This is a genomic window from Enterobacter sp. MGH 38, from assembly GCF_000492855.1.
GTDB classification, from domain to species: Bacteria; Pseudomonadota; Gammaproteobacteria; order Enterobacterales; family Enterobacteriaceae; genus Enterobacter; species Enterobacter hormaechei_C.
Genome location: NZ_KI535608.1, coordinates 490,223 through 508,542, shown reverse-complemented (window position 1 = coordinate 508,542; position 18,320 = coordinate 490,223). Strand labels below are relative to the sequence as shown.

Genomic DNA, 18,320 nt, shown 5'->3' with positions numbered 1-18,320 from the left:
CTTGAATGTTGTTATGCCCACCAGTGAGCAATTTGCCAGGCCAGTCGGGCGGCAAGCTTCGCCCCCTGACCGTCCCGATCGTAGTGCGGATTAAATTCCACCAGATCCGCCGCCTGTAGTTTACCGCTTCGGCAGATACGCTCAATCACCGGGAACAGATCCAGCGCCGGGATCCCCAACGCCGCAGGGGCGGACACGGCGGGCATTTCTGCGGCAGGCAGCACATCGAGGTCAACGGTGAGATAAACCCGGTCTGCCTGCGTAAGCACGCTATCCAGCGCGGATAGCGCATCCCGGCGAAAATCGAGATCTTCAACCAGCGTCACGTTCAACCGCTCAGCTTCCTCCCACAGCGCCTGAGTATTCGCCGCACGGCTTACCCCCAGGCAGGCGTAGTGAAACACCCGAGACTGAGACGCGCAGTAGTGCGCCAGCTGGCGGAACGGCGTGCCGGACGTTGCCCGTTCAGCCTTGCGTAAATCGAGGTGCGCATCCAGGTTGATCACCGCAATGCGATCGTTCGGAAAGGCGTCCAGCACGCCGCGCCCGTGCGCCCAGGCGGTTTCATGTCCACCGCCGAAAACCAGAGTACGCATCCCGGATTGCTGGCACGCGGTTATGGCCTCGCTCAGCGCCTGCTGTGCCGCCTCCAGCGCGTGGCCTTCAACATAAACAGAACCCATATCCACGAGGCGCGCATGCCCCTGATGGCTCGCCATATTTGCCAGCGCGCCGCGCAACACATCGGGCGCCTGTGCAGCACCGGGCCTGCCCTGGTTACGCTTAACCCCTTCATCACATTCAAAGCCCAGCAGGGCAATGCCTGACGGCACGGGAGAAAAGTGTTCGCGCTGCTGTATGGTCTGGAAGAGACGTTTCGCGGTGCTGGACTCGGCGCTGTCGTCACGCCCCTGCCAGACCTGCGGGGAGACGGGATGCCACAGTTTCATGCTACCTGCCCCCGAAACACGCGTTGATACAAAGGATTCCGCCCCGGCTCGTAAACCATCTCAACCGGATGATTCGCCTCCCAGACGACGAAATCAGCCACATAACCGGGCTTTAACTGCCCGTGCGTCGCAGCACGTCCTAGCGCCTGCGCCGCATGCCGCGTCACGCCAGCCCAGGCCTCTTCCGGCGTGAGGCCAAACTGGACGCAGGCCATGTTCATTGCCAGATGCAGGCTGGCAAACGGACTGGTGCCCGGGTTGTAGTCGGTAGCCACCGCCATCGGCACACCCTGCTCTCTGAGCTGCGCCACCGGTGGACGCTGGCGCTCCTGAAGAAAATAGAACGCGCCGGGGAGCAATACCGCCACCGTGCCGCTTTGCGCCATCGCCTGAATACCTGCATCATCGAGAAACTCAATATGATCGGCCGACAGCCCTTTATACTGGCTGACCAGCGCCGCGCCGCCAAGATTCGACAGTTGTTCTACATGCCCTTTTACCGGGATCCCGAGCGCGGCGGCGGCCCGGAACAGGCGCTCGGTTTGCGCCGGGGTAAAGCCGACGTTTTCACAAAACACGTCCACCGCTTCAAATAACTCTTTTTGCCACAGCGTGGGCATGATCTGCTCACAGACCAGCGCCAGATAGGCATCCGGATCCTGTCGGTACTCGGCAGGAACGGCATGCGCGGCCAGCAGCGTCGGGCTGATATCGACCAGATTATTCAGGCTGAGCTGGCGGGCAACCAGCAGCATTTTCTCTTCGGCTTCGGCATTCAGACCGTATCCTGATTTGATTTCAACGGTCGTTACGCCTTCATTCATCAGCCGCTGGAGTCGCTGCTGCGCCACCGTCAGGAGCGTTTCCGGCGAACTGTTGCGGGTGGCCGTGACCGTGGCGTTAATTCCGCCGCCCTGCGCGCTAATGGTCTGATATGACACGCCGTTAAGCCGTTGCTCCCATTCCGCTGCACGATCGCCGCCGAACACCAGGTGGGTGTGGCAATCGATCAGGCCGGGAGTAACCAGACGCCCGTCGAGATCGACACACTGACAATGCCCGGAGGGGATCTCGGATTCAGGAATAATGGCCAGAATCGTATGGCCGCGCACAACGAGGGCATGTTGTTCTCTCAGGCCGTAGGGTTCCGCCTCGCCTGTCGCCAGGGTTGCCAGTCGCGCATTTCGCCATATAACATCATCGGGATTAAGCTGCTGCATGTGCCTTCCACTTGTCATGGGTTGTATAGACATTTATTTTCATCTGCCGCCTGCTGTCAACCGCATTGGGGGAAAATGTTATTTATTTGTGATGACTTTCCCGTCGCCTGCGGGCAAAAATGCAACTTTTCCGGTTTTTATCTTCCCGTTTCGCTCAACTTAGTATAAAAAAGCAGGCTATTTCGTCTATCCAGATAAGACTTGCATACCCAGGAGCATTACCTTGAATATTTCCAGGATTTCCCGTCTGGCGTTGGCACTCGCCTTTGGCGTGACTTTATCCGCTTGCAGTTCAACACCACCGGATCAGCAACCTTCTGAGCAGGTTGCTCCGGGCACCGCTTCCCGTCCGATCCTGTCAGCGGCTGAAGCGAAGAACTTCACCCGTGCGCACTATTTCTCGGCGATGGATCCCAATGCAGCCCCGTGGACGCCTTCTTCTATTAACCTGCCGAAACAGCCAGACTTCGTTGTCGGCCCGGCCGGGGCGCAGGGCGTTACACACACCTCTATTCAGGCAGCCGTTGATGCCGCAATCACCAAACACAGCGCATCTCGTCAGTACATTGCCATCCTGCCGGGTGAATACGAAGGAACCGTTTATGTTCCGGCGGCACCGGGAAGCATTACACTTTACGGCCTGGGCGAAAAAGCGGTCGACGTAAAGATTGGCCTGGCGATTGATTCAGAGATCGACAGCACCACCTGGCGCCATCTGGTAAACCCGGCCGGTAAATACATGCCAGGTAAACCGGCGTGGTATATGTTTGATAACTGCCAGCGCAAGCGTGCCGCCACCATTGGCGTGATGTGTTCGGCGGTATTCTGGTCACAAAACAATGGCCTGCAATTGCAAAACCTGACCATTCAGAACACCCTGGGCGACAGCGTTGACGCAGGTAATCATCAGGCCGTGGCGCTGCGTAGCGATGGCGACAAGGTACAGATTAACAACGTCAATATCCTGGGCCGCCAGAACACCTTCTTCGTGACCAACAGCGGCGTGCAGAATACCCTTCAGAACAACCGTCTGACGCGTACTCTGGTCACCAACAGCTACATTGAAGGCGACGTGGATATGGTCTCTGGCCGCGGCGCGGTGGTATTTGATAACACCGACTTCCGCGTGGTGAATTCACGTACGCAGCAGGAAGGTTACGTCTTTGCACCGGCCACGCAGTCTAACCTGTTCTATGGCTTCCTGGCCGTGAATAGTCGCTTTACTGCTGCTGGCGATGGCGTGGCGCAGCTTGGTCGCTCTCTGGACGTGGACTCCGCCACTAACGGCCAGGTAGTGATCCGCGACAGCGTGATTAACGAAGGCTTTAACATGGCGAAACCGTGGGCGGATGCGGCGATCTCGAAACGTCCTTTCTCCGGCAACACCGGCACGGTGGATGATAAAGACAACGTGCAGCGTAACCTGAACGACGCTAACTTCAACCGCATGTGGGAATACAACAACCGCGGTCTGGGTAGCAAAGTGGTTGCTGAGCCGAAGCAGTAAAATGCCTGCTGCCGGGTGGCGGCTGCGCCTTACCCGGCCTGCCACATGCATTAACCGCGCATAAAAAACCTCGCATTTGCGAGGTTTTTTTTCGTCTACGGATCAATGAGCGTTAATCACAACCCACATCGGCCCTTGTCCGACCGCATAGCGTCCTTTCTCTTCCAGTAGACCCTGCACGCCCTGGATTTCATAGAGCGCAATGTGGTGGGATTTCTGCCCCGCCGCAATCAGGTACTTGCCGCTGTGGTCGACATTAAAGCCGCGCGGCTGGGTTTCAGTTGGCTGGAAGCCTTCAACTGCCAGAACGCTGCCGTCTTCAGAGACGCTGAAGACGGTGATCAGACTGGAGGTACGGTCACAGGCATACAGGTGACGGCCATCCGGCGTGATGTGAATGTCTGCCGCCCAGCGTGTGTCAGAGAAATTAGATGGCATCATGTCCAGCGTCTGTACGCACTCGATCTGCCCGTTAGGATCGTTCAGCTCCCACACGTCTACCGAGCTGTTCAGCTCGTTAACGACATAGGCATACTGCTGATTCGGGTGGAAGACCATGTGGCGCGGGCCTGCGCCTTCCACGGTGGTGACTTCCGCCGGGCTCTGCGCGACCAGATGGCCGTCATCGCTCAGGGTAAACAGGCAGATGCGGTCCTGCTTAAGCGCTGGCACCCACAGCGTGCGGTTATCCGGCGAAATGTTGGCTGAGTGGCAACCTTCGAGCCCTTCTACCACGTCGACGGTTTCAACGGGAATACCGTCTTCCAGGCGGGTGACGCTCACGGAGCCTGCATTGTAGGAGCCGCTGAAGATAAAGTTGCCTTTATGGTCAGTGGAAATATGGGTCGGGCTGCCCGGCAGCGGGGCTTCTGCGGTATAGGTCAGCGCGCCGTCATCCGGGGAGATGCGGTATGCCAGTACGCGGAATTCGGGGCGTACGCCGACATAAAGAAAACGTTTATCCGGGCTGACGACCATCGGCTGCACCTGGCCTGGCACATCAACAACCTGAACCAGCGTAAGCGAACCTTCTGTATTCAAACGCCAGACATGGATCTGCTGACTTTCAGGACTGGCGGTATAAACGGTTTGTTTCATGAATACTCCTGATTATTTTTAACGGTGAATGCTGAATTGTAGTCCGGGATTTTGCAGGGTTCCGCTCTCGGTGTACCATCCCGACAGACCTTAAATTCAACATTAACCCGGAAGAAAAAATGACCTCGCGAGTGATTGCCCTGGATTTAGACGGAACACTGCTTACCCCTCAGAAAACCCTGCTCCCCTCTTCTCTTGAGGCCCTCAAACGAGCCCAGGAAGCGGGGTATCAACTTCTCATCGTAACGGGTCGACATCACGTAGCCATTCATCCTTTTTATCAGGCACTGGGCTTAGATACACCTGCAATTTGTTGTAATGGCACCTATTTGTATGATTATCAGGCAAAAAAGGTTTTAGCCTCCGATCCGCTTCCCGTTACGCAGGCGCTGCAATTGATTGATTTACTGGATGAGCACGCCATTCACGGCCTGATGTATGTGGATAACGCCATGGTGTATGAACGCCCTACCGGCCATGTGATCCGCACCAGCAACTGGGCTCTGTCTCTGCCGGAAGCGCAGCGTCCGGTGTTTACTCAGGTTTCCTCCCTGCGCCAGGCGGCGGAAGACGTCGAAGCAATCTGGAAATTTGCCCTGACCGATGAAGACACCGCCAAACTGAATACCTTCGCAAAACTTGTCGAGCATACGCTGGGTCTGGAATGTGAATGGTCCTGGCACGATCAGGTGGATATCGCCCGCAAAGGCAACAGCAAAGGAAGGCGTCTGACCCAGTTCGTTGAATCGCAGGGCGGATCAATGCAGGACGTAATTGCTTTCGGCGATAACTATAACGACATCAGCATGCTGGAAGCGGCCGGAACGGGCGTGGCGATGGGTAATGCCGATGACGCGGTGAAAGCGCGCGCTGACGTGGTGATTGGTGATAACACCACCGACAGCATCGCGCAGTATATCTATACCCACCTGCTGTGATCAGGCGGTTATGGAAACGCTCTTGATTTGCGCGTAAAGCCACAGGCCAGGCTTGATACCCAGCTCATCCCTGGCCCACGGGCTGATGCGCGCCCACAGCGTTCTGCTGCCCACTTCCAGCTGCACTTCCACCTGGCCGTTATCATCAAAACACTGCGCCACTTTTGCGCGCAAAATATTGCGGATACTGGTTTGCAGCGGCGGTTGCAGGACCAATGAGACATCCGACGCCTGAATGCGGATCCGTAACGTGGACTGAATCGGCGTATCGATTTTATTCACCCACAAATGCTGATCGCCCAGCGCCAGCGCGGTCATCGCGTAGTGCGGATGGTGCTCCAGCACGCTCACCTTCAGAATGCTGCTCTGCTGCTCCTTTGGCAGCCATGGATGCATAACGCTGCTGCCCCACACCTCCTCCAGATTGCCGAATGCCTTCACCCTGCCCGCTTCCAGCACCAGCACTTTGTCGGCCAGATGTAAAATCTCATCCAGCGAATGGCTGACGTAGAGCATTGGCACATTGATTTCCCGCGCCAGACGTTGCAGATACGGCAGCAGCTCGCGCTTGCGCGGAATATCCAGCGAGGCCAGCGGCTCATCCAGCAGCAGCAGTTCCGGCGCGGTTAACAGGGCGCGGCCAATCGCCACACGCTGTTTTTCACCACCCGACAGCGACGACGGCAGACGATCCAGCAGCGGTTCGATGCCCAGCAGCGCCACCAGCTTATCGAACTGTCCGGCCATGCTTTTTGCCATGCCGTAACGCAGGTTCCCGCGAACGCTGTAGTGCGGAAACAGGCGCGCATCCTGAAACACATAGCCGATACGGCGTTTGTCCGGTGACAGGCAGACCTTCTTCTCCGCGTCATTCAAGACGCGGTTATTTAACACAATACGGCCAGACTGGGGACGCGTCAGGCCGCTAATCGCATTAATCAGCGACGTTTTCCCCGCCCCGGACACGCCAAAAATGGCGGTGATACCGCTGGCAGGCAGCGTTTCGTTCAGCGTCAGGGTGTGACTGCCCAGGGTTTGCGTAAAGTTGAGTTCCAGCATCACGATTTCCCCATCCGTTCACGGCTGAGGCGCGCCAGCCATTCAGACACCAGCAGCGAGACCAGGGCGAGTACAATCGAAATAATACACAGCCGGGCCGCCGCACCTTCGCCACCCGGGGTCTGAATCAGGGTATACATGGCCGACGGGATGGTCCGCGTCTCGCCGGGAATGTTGGACACAAAGGTGATGGTCGCGCCAAACTCACCCAACGAACGGGCGAAGGCTAACACCGTACCGACGATAATGCCCGGTAACGTGAGCGGAAGCGTAATGGTCAGGAATACCCGCCAGCGGCCTGCGCCCAGCGTGCGGGCGGCCTGTTCTAACCGGATATCCACCCCTTCCAGCGCCAGGCGGATAGCGCGCACCATCAGCGGGAAGGACATTACTGCCGCGGCCAGAACCGCGCCGCGCCAGCTGAAAGCAAAGGTCAGTCCGAACCAGTCGTACAGCCATTCGCCGATAAAACCGCGTCGCCCCATGGAGATCAGCAGCAGATATCCGACCACCACAGGCGGTAAGACAAGCGGAAGATGGAGAACACTGTCGAGCAGGGCTTTGCCTGGAAACTTCACGCGAACCAGTAACCAGGCAAAGAACACCCCAAAGGGCAAACTCAGCGCAACCGCCAGGGAAGAGACTTTCAGGCTCAGCAGCACGGCCTGCCATTCAGGTTCGGTCAATATCATTCGTGAGTCGTAAATCCGTAACGTTTAAAGATAGCGGACGCTTCAGGCCCCTTCAGGTAGTCAACGAAGGCCGTCACGCTCGCATTTTTATGTCCATCAACTATCGCAACAGGATATTCCACTTTCTTATGCGAGTCTTCCGGGAAGGTGCCCACCACCTTCACACCTTTACTGGCGACGGCATCGGAGCCGTAAACGATCCCGAGTGGCGCCTCGTTACGCTCCACCAGCGCCAGCGCGCCACGCACATCTTCTGCGGGAGCCAGCTTCGGCGATAAGGTTTCCCATGCGCCAAGTTTTTGCAGCGCTTCTTTCGCATAAATCCCGGCAGGAACATGCTCCGGATCGCCCACCGCCAGACGACCACCGTTGAGCAGACGGGTCCAGTCCGTCTGTTTGTTGATGGCGATGTTGCCCTGCTTGCTGTTTGCGGGTGCAACCACCACAAGGCTATTTCCCAGCAGCGTTTCGCGGGTAGCCGTATCAACAGATTTTTTCTCCACCGCGTAATCCATCCATTTCTGATCGGCAGAGATGAACAGATCCGCGGGCGCCCCCGCTTCAATCTGGCGGGCCAGCGTGGACGAGGAGGCAAACGACGAGACCACCTCGACGTTTTTCTCTTTTTTGTATACCGCAGCAATATCCTGCATCGCGTTAGTCAGCGACGCCGCCGCAAAGACCGTGATTTTTCCTTCATCCGCCAGCGCGTGGCCGGTGAGTGAGAGAGTCAGCGTTGCCCCTGCGAAAAGGCGTACCCATGAACGTGCCATTTGAAGCTCCTGTGCGTATCGTTATATACAAACAAATATAACGATATATCGCAGGCGTTCCTAGCGCTAAATCGTACCCATTAATGCGTAAACTCAAGGAACGTTGTAAAAGATATCGGCGGGAGAGGAATAAACTTGAGAGCAAAACGCCCGGGCTGGCCGGGCGTTTTGGAGGAAATCATTGCTGCTTTTTAGGCTGGTCACGACGATGACCAATGTTCGAAAAGACGTTGAACACTTCACCCAGGCCGTAGATGGCACCGAGGATGATAGCCATCACTACTGGCACCATGATTACCGCGAATACCAGACTTTTCAACAACTCTAACATGGTTTTCTCCAGATCTTGTGAACGGCTTATTCTACCCTGAAAAGTAAGAAAAACATCCCCTTTTGTGCGGTGCGCTTTCCGCCCCCGGGCATTTGGGTCACAATAGCCTTTTTGCCGGGACACTGTTATGCAGGCCGAAATTCTCCTCACCCTACGACTTCAGCAGAAGCTTTTCGCCGATCCGCGACGTATCGCCCTGTTAAAACAAATAGAACAAACTGGCTCGATTAGCCAGGGAGCAAAAAACGCCGGCATCAGCTATAAAAGTGCCTGGGATGCGATTAACGACATGAACACCCTGAGTGAACACACGCTGGTTGAGCGCGCCACCGGCGGGAAAGGCGGCGGCGGCGCCGTGTTGACGCGTTACGGGCAACGTCTGATCCAGCTCTACGATTTACTGGCGCAGATCCAGCAAAAAGCATTTGATGTGCTGAGCGATGACGACAACCTGCCGCTGGACAGCCTGCTGGGCGCCATCTCCCGTTTCTCTTTGCAGACCAGCGCCCGTAACCAGTGGTTTGGTACGGTGACGGGGCGCGATCATTCGCAGGTGCAGGAGCATATTGAGATCCTGCTCGCGGACGGCACGACGCGCCTTAAAGCCGCCATCACCGCGCAAAGTGGTCAACGCCTTGGGCTGAACGAAGGTCAGGAGGTGCTGGTATTACTCAAAGCCCCCTGGATCAGCATCACGCTTAACCCTGAGCAGGCCGCAGAGGCCGACAACCAGCTGCGGGGACGCATCAGCCACATCGAGCGCGGCGCAGAACAGTGTGAAGTGCTGATGACCCTGCCGGATGGACAGTTGCTCTGCGCCACCGTTCCGGTGAACGACGCGACCGAATTAGACGAAGGTGCTGTGGTGACCGCATATTTCAATGCAGACAGGGTAATTATCGCCACATTGTGCTAAGCGCATTGACAACCCTGCTTACACTGAGTATCCCTGACATCTGTTGCTGCAAAAAATGGGATAACACATGTCATCATTGCATATTTCGCAAGGCACGTTTCGTCTTAGCGATACCCGTACCTTATCGCTGCCAGAGTTAACCCTTCGCGCCGGAGAAAGCTGGGCGTTTGTGGGCTCTAATGGCAGCGGAAAATCCGCGCTGGCCCGCGCTTTGGCTGGCGAAATAACCCAACTGAAGGGTGAACGTCGGTGCACCTTTACCCGGCTGACGCGCCTTTCCTTCGAACAGCTGCAAAAGCTGGTCAGCGATGAGTGGCAGCGTAACAATACCGATTTGCTCAGCCCCGGCGAAGAAGATACCGGCCGCACGACGGCGGAAATTATCCAGGATGAGATAAAAGATCCTGCCCGCTGTCAGCAGCTGGCGGAGCAATTTGGCATTACCGCCCTGCTTAACCGCCGTTTCAAATATCTTTCTACCGGCGAGACGCGCAAAACGCTGCTGTGCCAGGCGCTGATGAGCGAGCCGGAACTCTTGATCCTGGATGAACCGTTTGACGGACTGGATGTGCAGTCCCGCGCGCAGCTGGCAGCGTTGCTGGCGTCGCTTAACCAGCAGGGATACACGCTTGTGCTGGTTCTTAACCGCTTTGATGAGATCCCGGATTTCGTACATTATGCAGGCGTGCTGGCGGACTGTAGCCTGACCGAAATCGGCGAGAAGGCCGTCCTGCTCCGTCAGGCGCTCATTGCACAGCTGGCCCACAGCGAGAAACTGGACGGTATTGCCCTGCCGGAGCCGGATGCGCCTTCGGCGCGCCACGGGCTGGAGCCTGACCAGCCGCGCATTGTGCTGCGCGATGGGGTGGTTGCTTACGACGATCGCCCTATTCTTAATCACCTCAGCTGGACGGTTAATCCTGGTGAGCACTGGCAGATCGTCGGCCCCAACGGGGCGGGTAAATCCACGCTGCTGAGCCTGATCACCGGGGATCACCCGCAGGGATACAGCAACGATCTCACCCTGTTCGGCCGTCGCCGCGGCAGCGGGGAAACCATCTGGGATATCAAAAAGCACATCGGCTATGTCAGCAGCAGCCTGCATCTGGACTACCGGGTGAGCACCACGGTGCGAAACGTGATCCTCTCTGGCTTCTTCGACTCCATTGGTATTTATCAGGCGGTATCCGACAAGCAGCACAAGCTGGCGCAGCAGTGGCTGGATATTCTGGGTATGGATAACCGGGTCGCCGATGCACCCTTCCACAGCCTGTCGTGGGGGCAGCAGCGGCTGGCATTGATCGTCCGCGCGCTGGTCAAGCACCCTACGCTGCTGATTCTGGATGAACCGTTGCAGGGGCTGGATCCGCTCAACCGTCAGCTGATCCGCCGCTTTGTGGATGTCCTGATTAGCGAAGGTGAAACCCAGCTGCTGTTTGTGTCCCACCATGCTGAGGATGCCCCGTCCTGCATCACCAATCGGCTGGAATTTGTGCCTGACGGCGAGCAATACCGCTACCTGCTGAACAAAATCGATTAACGCTCGGAGGGCGCTGCCCTCCGCTTTTCAGACAACCTGCAACAATACATCTCTATCTCTTTGATCTACAATGCACTCAGTCTGAGAAAAAGCGCGTGTGAAAACCAGTGTAAACGATACCACTATTTTATCCCATGTCACACTTTTCGCGTCTCTGATATGCTATGGTTAATTCATACCATAAGCCTAATGGAGCGAAAAATGCGAGTTCTGGTAACAGGTGGTAGCGGTTACATAGGGAGTCATACCTGTGTGCAACTGCTGCAAAGCGGCCACGATGTTGTCATTCTTGATAACCTGTGCAACAGTAAGCGCAGCGTGCTGCCGGTCATTGAACGCCTTTCGGGTAAACAGCCGACTTTCGTTGAAGGCGATATCCGCAATGAAGCATTGATGACTGAAATCCTTCACGATCACGCGATTGAAACCGTTATCCACTTCGCGGGCCTGAAAGCGGTTGGCGAATCGGTGGCAAAACCGCTTGAGTACTATGACAACAACGTCAACGGTACCCTGCGTCTGATCTCCGCCATGCGTGCGGCCAACGTTAAAAACTTTATCTTCAGCTCTTCCGCAACCGTCTACGGCGATCAGCCAAAAATTCCTTACGTTGAAAGCTTCCCGACCGGTACGCCGCAAAGCCCGTATGGCAAAAGCAAGCTGATGGTAGAGCAGATCCTGACCGACCTGCAAAAAGCCCAGCCTGAGTGGAGCATCGCGTTGCTGCGCTACTTCAACCCGGTCGGCGCGCATCCTTCAGGTGATATGGGCGAAGATCCGCAGGGCATTCCTAACAACCTGATGCCGTATATCGCGCAGGTTGCCGTAGGGCGTCGCGATTCCCTGGCGATTTTTGGTAACGATTATCCCACCGAAGATGGCACCGGCGTGCGCGATTACATTCACGTCATGGATCTGGCCGACGGCCACGTGGCGGCGATGCAGCAACTGGCGGACAAACCGGGCGTGCATATTTACAACCTCGGCGCCGGGATTGGCAGCAGCGTGCTGGATGTGGTGAATGCTTTCAGTAAAGCCTGCGGCAAGCCGGTGAAGTATCACTTCGCTCCCCGCCGTGATGGCGACCTCCCGGCTTACTGGGCCGATGCCACCAAAGCGGATAAAGAGCTCAACTGGCGTGTCACCCGCACGCTCGATGAAATGGCACAGGATACCTGGCACTGGCAATCACGCCATCCGCAGGGCTATCCGGACTAAGGATTTGTCATGACGCAATTCAATCCCGTCGATCACCCGCATCGTCGTTTTAACCCGCTCAGCGGGCAATGGATTTTAGTTTCACCGCATCGCGCCAAGCGCCCCTGGCAGGGGGCGCAAGAGACGCCTGCCAAACAGACGCTGCCGCAGCATGATCCGGACTGTTTCCTCTGCCCGGGCAATACCCGCGTGACGGGCGATAAAAACCCGGACTACAAAGGCACCTTCGTGTTTACTAACGACTTTGCCGCGCTGATGACCGATACGCCGGACGCGCCGGAAAGCCATGACCCGCTGATGCGCTGCGAAAGCGCCCGAGGCACCAGCCGCGTGATCTGCTTCTCGCCCGATCACAGCAAAACGTTGCCGGAGCTGAGCGTGGATGCCCTGAAAGAGGTGGTCAGCACCTGGCAGGTGCAAACCGCGGAGCTGGGCCAGAGCTATCCGTGGGTGCAGGTGTTTGAAAATAAAGGCGCGGCGATGGGCTGCTCCAACCCACATCCGCACGGTCAAATCTGGGCGAACAGCTTCCTGCCGAACGAAGCCGAGCGTGAGGACCGACTGCAAAAAGCGTATTTCACCCAGAACGGTTCGCCTATGCTGGTGGATTACACCCAGCGTGAGCTGGCGGATGGCAGCCGTACCGTGGTGGAAACCGAACACTGGCTTGCGGTAGTCCCTTACTGGGCGGCGTGGCCATTTGAGACGCTGCTGCTGCCGAAAGCCCATGTTCAGCGCATTACCGAACTCAGCGACGCCCAGCGTGACGACCTGGCGCTGGCGCTGAAAAAACTGACCAGCCGCTACGACAACCTCTTCCAGTGCTCCTTCCCCTACTCCATGGGCTGGCACGGCGCGCCGTTTAACGGCGAAGAGAATCAACACTGGCAGTTACATGCACACTTCTACCCGCCGCTGCTGCGCTCAGCAACGGTACGTAAATTCATGGTGGGCTATGAAATGCTGGCGGAAACCCAGCGCGACCTGACGGCGGAACAGGCGGCAGAACGTCTGCGTGCCGTTAGCGACGTCCATTACCGCGAATCAGGAGTCTAAAAATGAGTCTGAAAGATAAAACACAATCCCTGTTTGCTGAAAAATTTGGCTACCCTGCCACCCATGTTATCCAGGCGCCAGGCCGCGTTAATCTGATCGGCGAGCACACCGACTATAACGACGGTTTTGTCCTGCCGTGTGCCATCGACTACCAGACGGTGATCAGCTGTGCGAAACGCGACGATCGTCATGTGCGAGTAATCGCCGCGGATTACGGCAACGAAATTGACGAATTTTCCCTCGATGCGCCGATCGTGACCCACGACAGCCAGCAGTGGTCGAACTATGTTCGCGGCGTGGTGAAGCACTTGCAAAAGCGTAACAAGAATTTCGGCGGGGCCGATCTGGTGATCAGCGGCAACGTGCCGCAGGGGGCGGGATTAAGCTCTTCCGCATCTCTGGAAGTGGCGGTCGGCACCGTGTTCCAGCAGCTTTATCATCTGCCGCTGGACGGGGCGCAGATCGCCCTGAACGGTCAGGAAGCGGAAAACCAGTTCGTGGGCTGCAACTGCGGCATTATGGATCAGCTGATTTCCGCGCTGGGCAAGAAAGAACACGCTTTGCTGATTGACTGTCGCTCCCTCGGGACCAAAGCGGTTCCGCTGCCTAAAGGTGCGGCTGTGGTAATCATCAACAGCAACTTCAAACGCACCCTGGTGGGCAGCGAGTACAACACCCGTCGCGAACAGTGCGAAACCGGCGCGCGCTTCTTCCAGCAGCCAGCCCTGCGTGATGTCTCACTTGATGAATTTAACAAGGTCGCCCACGAGCTGGACCCGGTTGTCACGAAGCGCGTGCGCCATATACTGACCGAAAATGCCCGTACCGTAGAAGCCGCCTCCGCGCTGGCGAAAGGTGACCTGAAACGGATGGGCGAGCTGATGGCCGAATCGCATGCCTCCATGCGTGACGATTTCGAAATCACCGTGCCGCAAATCGACACCCTGGTTGAAATTGTGAAAGCCACGATTGGCGACAAAGGCGGCGTGCGTATGACCGGCGGTGGATTTGGCGGGTGCGTCGTCGCCCTCGTGCCGGAAGAGCTGGTCCCTGCCATTCAGGACGCGGTGGCTAAACAGTACGAAGCCAAAACGGGCATCAAAGAAACTTTCTATGTCTGCAAAGCATCACAAGGAGCCGGACAGTGCTAAACGAAACACCAACACTCGCACCGGATGGTCTGCCGTATCGCCTGTTAACCCTGCGCAACAGCGCCGGGATGGTGGTTACGCTGATGGACTGGGGCGCAACGTTACTTTCTGCCCGCGTACCGATGCCTGACGGCAGCGTGCGCGAAACCCTGCTCGGCTGCGCATCGCCGGAGCAGTATATCGAGCAGACCGCTTTTCTGGGCGCATCCATAGGCCGCTACGCTAACCGCATCGCCAGAAGCCGGTTTACGCTGGACGGCGTAACGTATTCCCTGCTTGCCAGCCAGGGCGAAAATCAGCTGCACGGCGGCCCGGAAGGGTTTGATAAACGTCGCTGGAAGATTGTGCAGCAAAATGACGGTGAGGTCTGGTTCTCTCTGGACTCCCTCGATGGAGACCAGGGCTTCCCGGGCAATCTCACCGCAACGGCGCGCTTCACCCTGACCGAAGATAATCGCATCGCCATTGAGTACCGCGCGACCGTCGATAAGCCGTGCCCGGTCAACCTGACTAACCACGCCTATTTCAACCTTGACGGTAATCAGACCGATGTCCGCAGCCACAAACTCCAGATCCTGTCGGACGAGTATCTGCCGGTCGATGAGATGGGTATCCCTTATCAGGGGCTGAAACCGGTAAGCGGTAATAGCTTTGATTTTCGTCAGCCGAAAAGCATCGCCCAGGATTTCCTGAGTGATGACGATCAGCGCAAGGTGAAAGGCTACGACCATGCTTTCCTGTTGCAGGCGAAAGGCGATCTTTCTCAACCTGCCGCACAGGTCTGGTCTGCTGATGAGAAGTTACAGATGACGGTCTACACCACCGCCCCCGCCCTACAGTTCTATTCCGGTAACTATCTGGAGGGTACCACGGCGCGCGAACATGACGCCTACGGCGCCTGGCAAGGACTGGCGCTGGAGAGCGAGTTCCTGCCAGACAGTCCTAACCATCCTGAATGGCCGCAGCCGGACTGCGTGCTACGTCCGGGTGAAGAGTACGTAAGCGTCACCGAGTATCATTTCATTCCGCGCGCTTAATGTCCGGCGGCGCACGGGCCTACAAATGTAGGCCTGATAAGCGAAGCGCCATTCGGCAAAAAAGCCTGGCCCTCACCGCGAGGGCTTTTTTATCTCCGCCTTGCTGAAAATAGCGGCGATCGCAGACAAAATCATAACCCTGGATTCACATGCATCTTACACTCTCGAACTATTTTCGCTATGGTTAGGGTTAAGCGTTGCTGCTGGCACAGTCACGGCAATATAATGAGAATTGTTATCATTCAAAATGCTTGAGGAGTAAGAAATGGCTAATACTAAGCTTGTCCTGGTGCGCCACGGCGAAAGCCAGTGGAACAACGAAAACCGCTTCACCGGTTGGTATGACGTTGATCTGTCCGAGAAAGGCGTGAGCGAAGCAAAAGCGGCAGGTAAACTGCTGAAAGAAGAAGGCTTCACCTTTGACTTTGCTTACACCTCTGTGCTGAAACGTGCCATCCATACCCTGTGGAACATTCTGGACGAGCTGGATCAGGCCTGGCTGCCGGTTGAGAAATCCTGGAAACTTAACGAGCGTCACTACGGTGCGCTGCAAGGTCTGAACAAAGCGGAAACCGCAGAAAAATACGGTGACGAGCAGGTTAAGCAGTGGCGTCGTGGTTTTGCGGTTACGCCTCCAGAGCTGAGCAAAGATGACGAGCGCTACCCGGGCCACGATCCGCGTTACGCGAAGCTGACTGAGGCTGAACTGCCGCAGACCGAAAGCCTGGCGCTGACCATCGACCGCGTTGTGCCTTACTGGAACGAAACCATTCTGCCACGCCTGAAAAGCGGCGAGCGCGTCATTATCGCTGCTCACGGTAACTCCCTGCGTGCGCTGGTGAAATACCTGGACAACATGGGTGAAGATGAAATCCTCGAGCTGAACATCCCTACCGGCGTGCCGCTGGTGTACGAGTTCGACGAAAACTTCAAGCCAGTTAAACATTACTACCTGGGTAACGCCGACGAAATCGCTGCAAAAGCGGCAGCCGTGGCGAACCAGGGTAAAGCGAAGTAATATTTGCCGGACATAAAAAAAGCGTGGAGAAATCCACGCTTTTTTATTACCCGCGACATACTTAGCCGCGACGCGCTTTAACCGCATCCGCCAGCTGACGCAGGATCGCATCGGTATCGTCCCAGCCAATGCAGGCATCCGTCACGCTCTTACCGTAGACCAGCGGCTCGCTGCCCTCCAGGTTCTGGTTGCCTTCAACCAGATGGCTCTCAATCATCACCCCAATCACTGCGCGTTCACCGCTGGCGATTTGCTGACACACATCTGCGCCGACTTCCATCTGCTTTTTGAACTGTTTGCTGGAGTTGGCATGGCTGAAATCGATCATCACCTGCGGTGCCAGACCTGCTTTCTCCAGCCCTGCTTTTACCTCCGCTACGTGTTTAGCGCTATAGTTAGGCTCTTTACCGCCGCGCAGTATGATATGGCAATCGCCATTACCGCTGGTATTCACGATAGCCGAGTGGCCCCACTTGGTCACCGACAGGAAGCAGTGCGGCGCGCCCGCCGCATTAATGGCGTCAATGGCGACCTTGATGGTGCCATCAGTGCCATTTTTGAAACCCACCGGGCATGACAGGCCAGACGCCAGCTCGCGGTGAACCTGAGATTCAGTCGTACGCGCACCAATAGCGCCCCAGCTCATCAGGTCAGCCAGATACTGCGGGGTGATCATATCGAGGAATTCTCCGGCAGCAGGCAGCCCGCTGTCGTTGATCTCCAGCAGCAGCTTACGCGCAATGCGCAGGCCGTCGTTAATCTGGAAACTGTTGTCCATATGCGGATCGTTGATTAACCCTTTCCAACCCACGGTGGTACGCGGTTTTTCGAAATAAACGCGCATCACGATTTCCAGTTCGCCTTTCAGCTCTTCACGCAGGGCGAGCAGACGCGACGCATACTCTTTGGCCGCAGCAGGATCGTGAATGGAGCATGGCCCGATCACTACCAGAAGACGATCGTCGCTACCTTTCAGGATCTTGTGGATCGCCTTGCGGGCATGAGACACCGTGTTGGCGGCATTTTCGGTGGCGGGGAATTTTTCAAGGAGCGCTACGGGAGGTAATAACTCATTGATCTCTTTAATGCGTAAATCGTCGTTCTGATAATTCATCTTCTTTTCGGCTCTGCCATATCTTTAGTAATGAAAGCAATCCTTTCAATCTAACTTGTCGGCCACGAAGTGTAAACGGGCTTTTACACTTCGCGCAGATAATTCCTGGAATTCGCCTAAAATACGCAACAAAATAGCGAAAAATGAGATCTGGCCTAAGCTTTTTACTTGTAACGACTGTTTTTAAATATTTATACGCGATTCCATCCTGACATAATTCAGGAGTCCGGAATCTTTCGCCACTGAACAAGATGCACTGTTGGAGAATGTTATCCAGCGTAACGATAAGAACAGGAGCACCATGATGAAAATGACGAAACTGACTACGCTTTTCCTGACGGCAACCCTTACCCTGGCAAGCGGTAGCGTACTGGCTGCTGATGCAGGCTCATCCGGCAGCAACGGCGACGCGAATGCCGCTGCCGAAGCAGGCCAGGTTGCGCCGGATGCAAAACAGAATATCGCGCCAAACAATGTTGATAACAGTAATATCAACACGGGCAATACCAATACTGGCGGGACGAACACAGGCACGATGAACCATGAGGGTATGACTACCGACGAGGTGCATAAAAACTCAGTCTGTAAAGACGGGAAATGCCCGGACCCGAATGACAAAGTGGGCAGCGATGCCAATACCAAAACGGACGGTACTACCCAGTAACCTTCCATAAGGTAAAACAGGGAGAGCGAATGCTCTCC

General features: G+C 56.3%; 18 protein-coding genes. 10 read left to right on the top strand and 8 right to left on the bottom strand.

The window, feature by feature from the left end; genetic code table 11:
- Nucleotides 1-11 precede the first annotated feature (11 nt).
- Both hutG and hutI read right to left on the bottom strand, forming a co-directional pair.
- Nucleotides 12-950, bottom strand: a complete 939-nt coding sequence (gene hutG, locus L384_RS08925; protein ID WP_003858535.1) for a formimidoylglutamase — start codon at nt 948-950, stop codon at nt 12-14.
- On the bottom strand, nt 947-2,170 hold the full coding sequence (gene hutI / locus L384_RS08930) for an imidazolonepropionase (RefSeq protein WP_023324342.1): 1,224 nt from the start codon (nt 2,168-2,170) through the stop codon (nt 947-949). Before hutI ends, hutG begins: the two co-directional genes overlap by 4 nt.
- A gap of 223 nt (nt 2,171-2,393) precedes the next feature.
- Here hutI and L384_RS08935 point away from each other — a divergent pair, with 223 nt between their 5' ends.
- Nucleotides 2,394-3,677: a putative acyl-CoA thioester hydrolase gene (locus L384_RS08935; RefSeq protein ID WP_003858537.1), complete on the top strand. Its 1,284-nt coding sequence runs from the start codon at nt 2,394-2,396 to the stop codon at nt 3,675-3,677.
- 102 nt (nt 3,678-3,779) lie between these two features.
- Here L384_RS08935 and pgl read toward each other — a convergent pair whose 3' ends face one another.
- On the bottom strand, nt 3,780-4,775 hold the full coding sequence (pgl, locus tag L384_RS08940; RefSeq protein WP_023324341.1) for a 6-phosphogluconolactonase: 996 nt from the start codon (nt 4,773-4,775) through the stop codon (nt 3,780-3,782).
- A gap of 119 nt (nt 4,776-4,894) precedes the next feature.
- Here pgl and L384_RS08945 point away from each other — a divergent pair, with 119 nt between their 5' ends.
- Complete coding sequence (locus L384_RS08945; RefSeq protein ID WP_023324340.1) at nt 4,895-5,713, top strand: pyridoxal phosphatase; 819 nt, start codon at nt 4,895-4,897, stop codon at nt 5,711-5,713.
- Here L384_RS08945 and modC read toward each other — a convergent pair whose 3' ends face one another.
- The 4 genes from modC to L384_RS08965 all read right to left on the bottom strand — a co-directional run bounded on the left by modC (nt 5,714) and on the right by L384_RS08965 (nt 8,568).
- Nucleotides 5,714-6,772, bottom strand: coding sequence for a molybdenum ABC transporter ATP-binding protein ModC (gene modC, locus L384_RS08950; RefSeq protein WP_023303318.1), 1,059 nt, complete (start codon nt 6,770-6,772; stop codon nt 5,714-5,716).
- Complete coding sequence (gene modB / locus L384_RS08955; protein ID WP_003858545.1) at nt 6,772-7,464, bottom strand: molybdate ABC transporter permease subunit; 693 nt, start codon at nt 7,462-7,464, stop codon at nt 6,772-6,774. Before modB ends, modC begins: the two co-directional genes overlap by 1 nt.
- Entirely contained in the window at nt 7,461-8,237 is a 777-nt protein-coding gene (gene modA, locus L384_RS08960; protein ID WP_023324339.1) for a molybdate ABC transporter substrate-binding protein, read from the bottom strand. The genes modB and modA overlap by 4 nt, the downstream gene beginning before the upstream one ends.
- 178 nt (nt 8,238-8,415) lie before the next feature.
- Complete coding sequence (locus tag L384_RS08965) at nt 8,416-8,568, bottom strand: AcrZ family multidrug efflux pump-associated protein (protein WP_003858549.1); 153 nt, start codon at nt 8,566-8,568, stop codon at nt 8,416-8,418.
- Nucleotides 8,569-8,695: 127 nt separating this feature from the next.
- Here L384_RS08965 and modE point away from each other — a divergent pair, with 127 nt between their 5' ends.
- The 7 genes from modE (at nt 8,696) to gpmA (ending at nt 16,504) form a co-directional block, all read left to right on the top strand.
- Complete coding sequence (modE, locus tag L384_RS08970) at nt 8,696-9,484, top strand: molybdenum-dependent transcriptional regulator (protein ID WP_023324338.1); 789 nt, start codon at nt 8,696-8,698, stop codon at nt 9,482-9,484.
- 67 nt (nt 9,485-9,551) lie between these two features.
- Nucleotides 9,552-11,024: a molybdate ABC transporter ATP-binding protein ModF gene (gene modF / locus L384_RS08975; RefSeq protein ID WP_023324337.1), complete on the top strand. Its 1,473-nt coding sequence runs from the start codon at nt 9,552-9,554 to the stop codon at nt 11,022-11,024.
- Nucleotides 11,025-11,225: 201 nt separating this feature from the next.
- Nucleotides 11,226-12,242 (top strand): UDP-glucose 4-epimerase GalE, encoded by a 1,017-nt coding sequence (gene galE / locus L384_RS08980; RefSeq protein ID WP_003858554.1) that lies wholly within the window; start codon nt 11,226-11,228, stop codon nt 12,240-12,242.
- Between the two features lie 9 nt (nt 12,243-12,251).
- A complete protein-coding gene (gene galT, locus L384_RS08985) occupies nt 12,252-13,298 on the top strand; it encodes a galactose-1-phosphate uridylyltransferase (RefSeq protein WP_022650627.1) in 1,047 nt (348 codons plus the stop codon).
- Between the two features lie 2 nt (nt 13,299-13,300).
- Nucleotides 13,301-14,449: a galactokinase gene (gene galK / locus L384_RS08990; RefSeq protein WP_023324336.1), complete on the top strand. Its 1,149-nt coding sequence runs from the start codon at nt 13,301-13,303 to the stop codon at nt 14,447-14,449.
- Nucleotides 14,443-15,486, top strand: coding sequence for a galactose-1-epimerase (galM, locus tag L384_RS08995; protein WP_023324335.1), 1,044 nt, complete (start codon nt 14,443-14,445; stop codon nt 15,484-15,486). Before galK ends, galM begins: the two co-directional genes overlap by 7 nt.
- A gap of 265 nt (nt 15,487-15,751) precedes the next feature.
- On the top strand, nt 15,752-16,504 hold the full coding sequence (gene gpmA, locus L384_RS09000) for a 2,3-diphosphoglycerate-dependent phosphoglycerate mutase (protein WP_003858562.1): 753 nt from the start codon (nt 15,752-15,754) through the stop codon (nt 16,502-16,504).
- A gap of 61 nt (nt 16,505-16,565) precedes the next feature.
- Here the strand turns inward: gpmA and aroG are convergent, their stop codons facing one another.
- A complete protein-coding gene (gene aroG, locus L384_RS09005; RefSeq protein WP_003858564.1) occupies nt 16,566-17,618 on the bottom strand; it encodes a 3-deoxy-7-phosphoheptulonate synthase AroG in 1,053 nt (350 codons plus the stop codon).
- Between the two features lie 304 nt (nt 17,619-17,922).
- Between aroG and L384_RS09010 the strand changes: the two genes are divergently transcribed.
- The gene (locus L384_RS09010) at nt 17,923-18,282 is read left to right on the top strand and encodes a protein YbgS (protein ID WP_003858566.1); all 360 of its coding nucleotides are present in this window, start codon (nt 17,923-17,925) and stop codon (nt 18,280-18,282) included.
- The last annotated feature ends 38 nt before the right edge of the window (nt 18,283-18,320 follow it).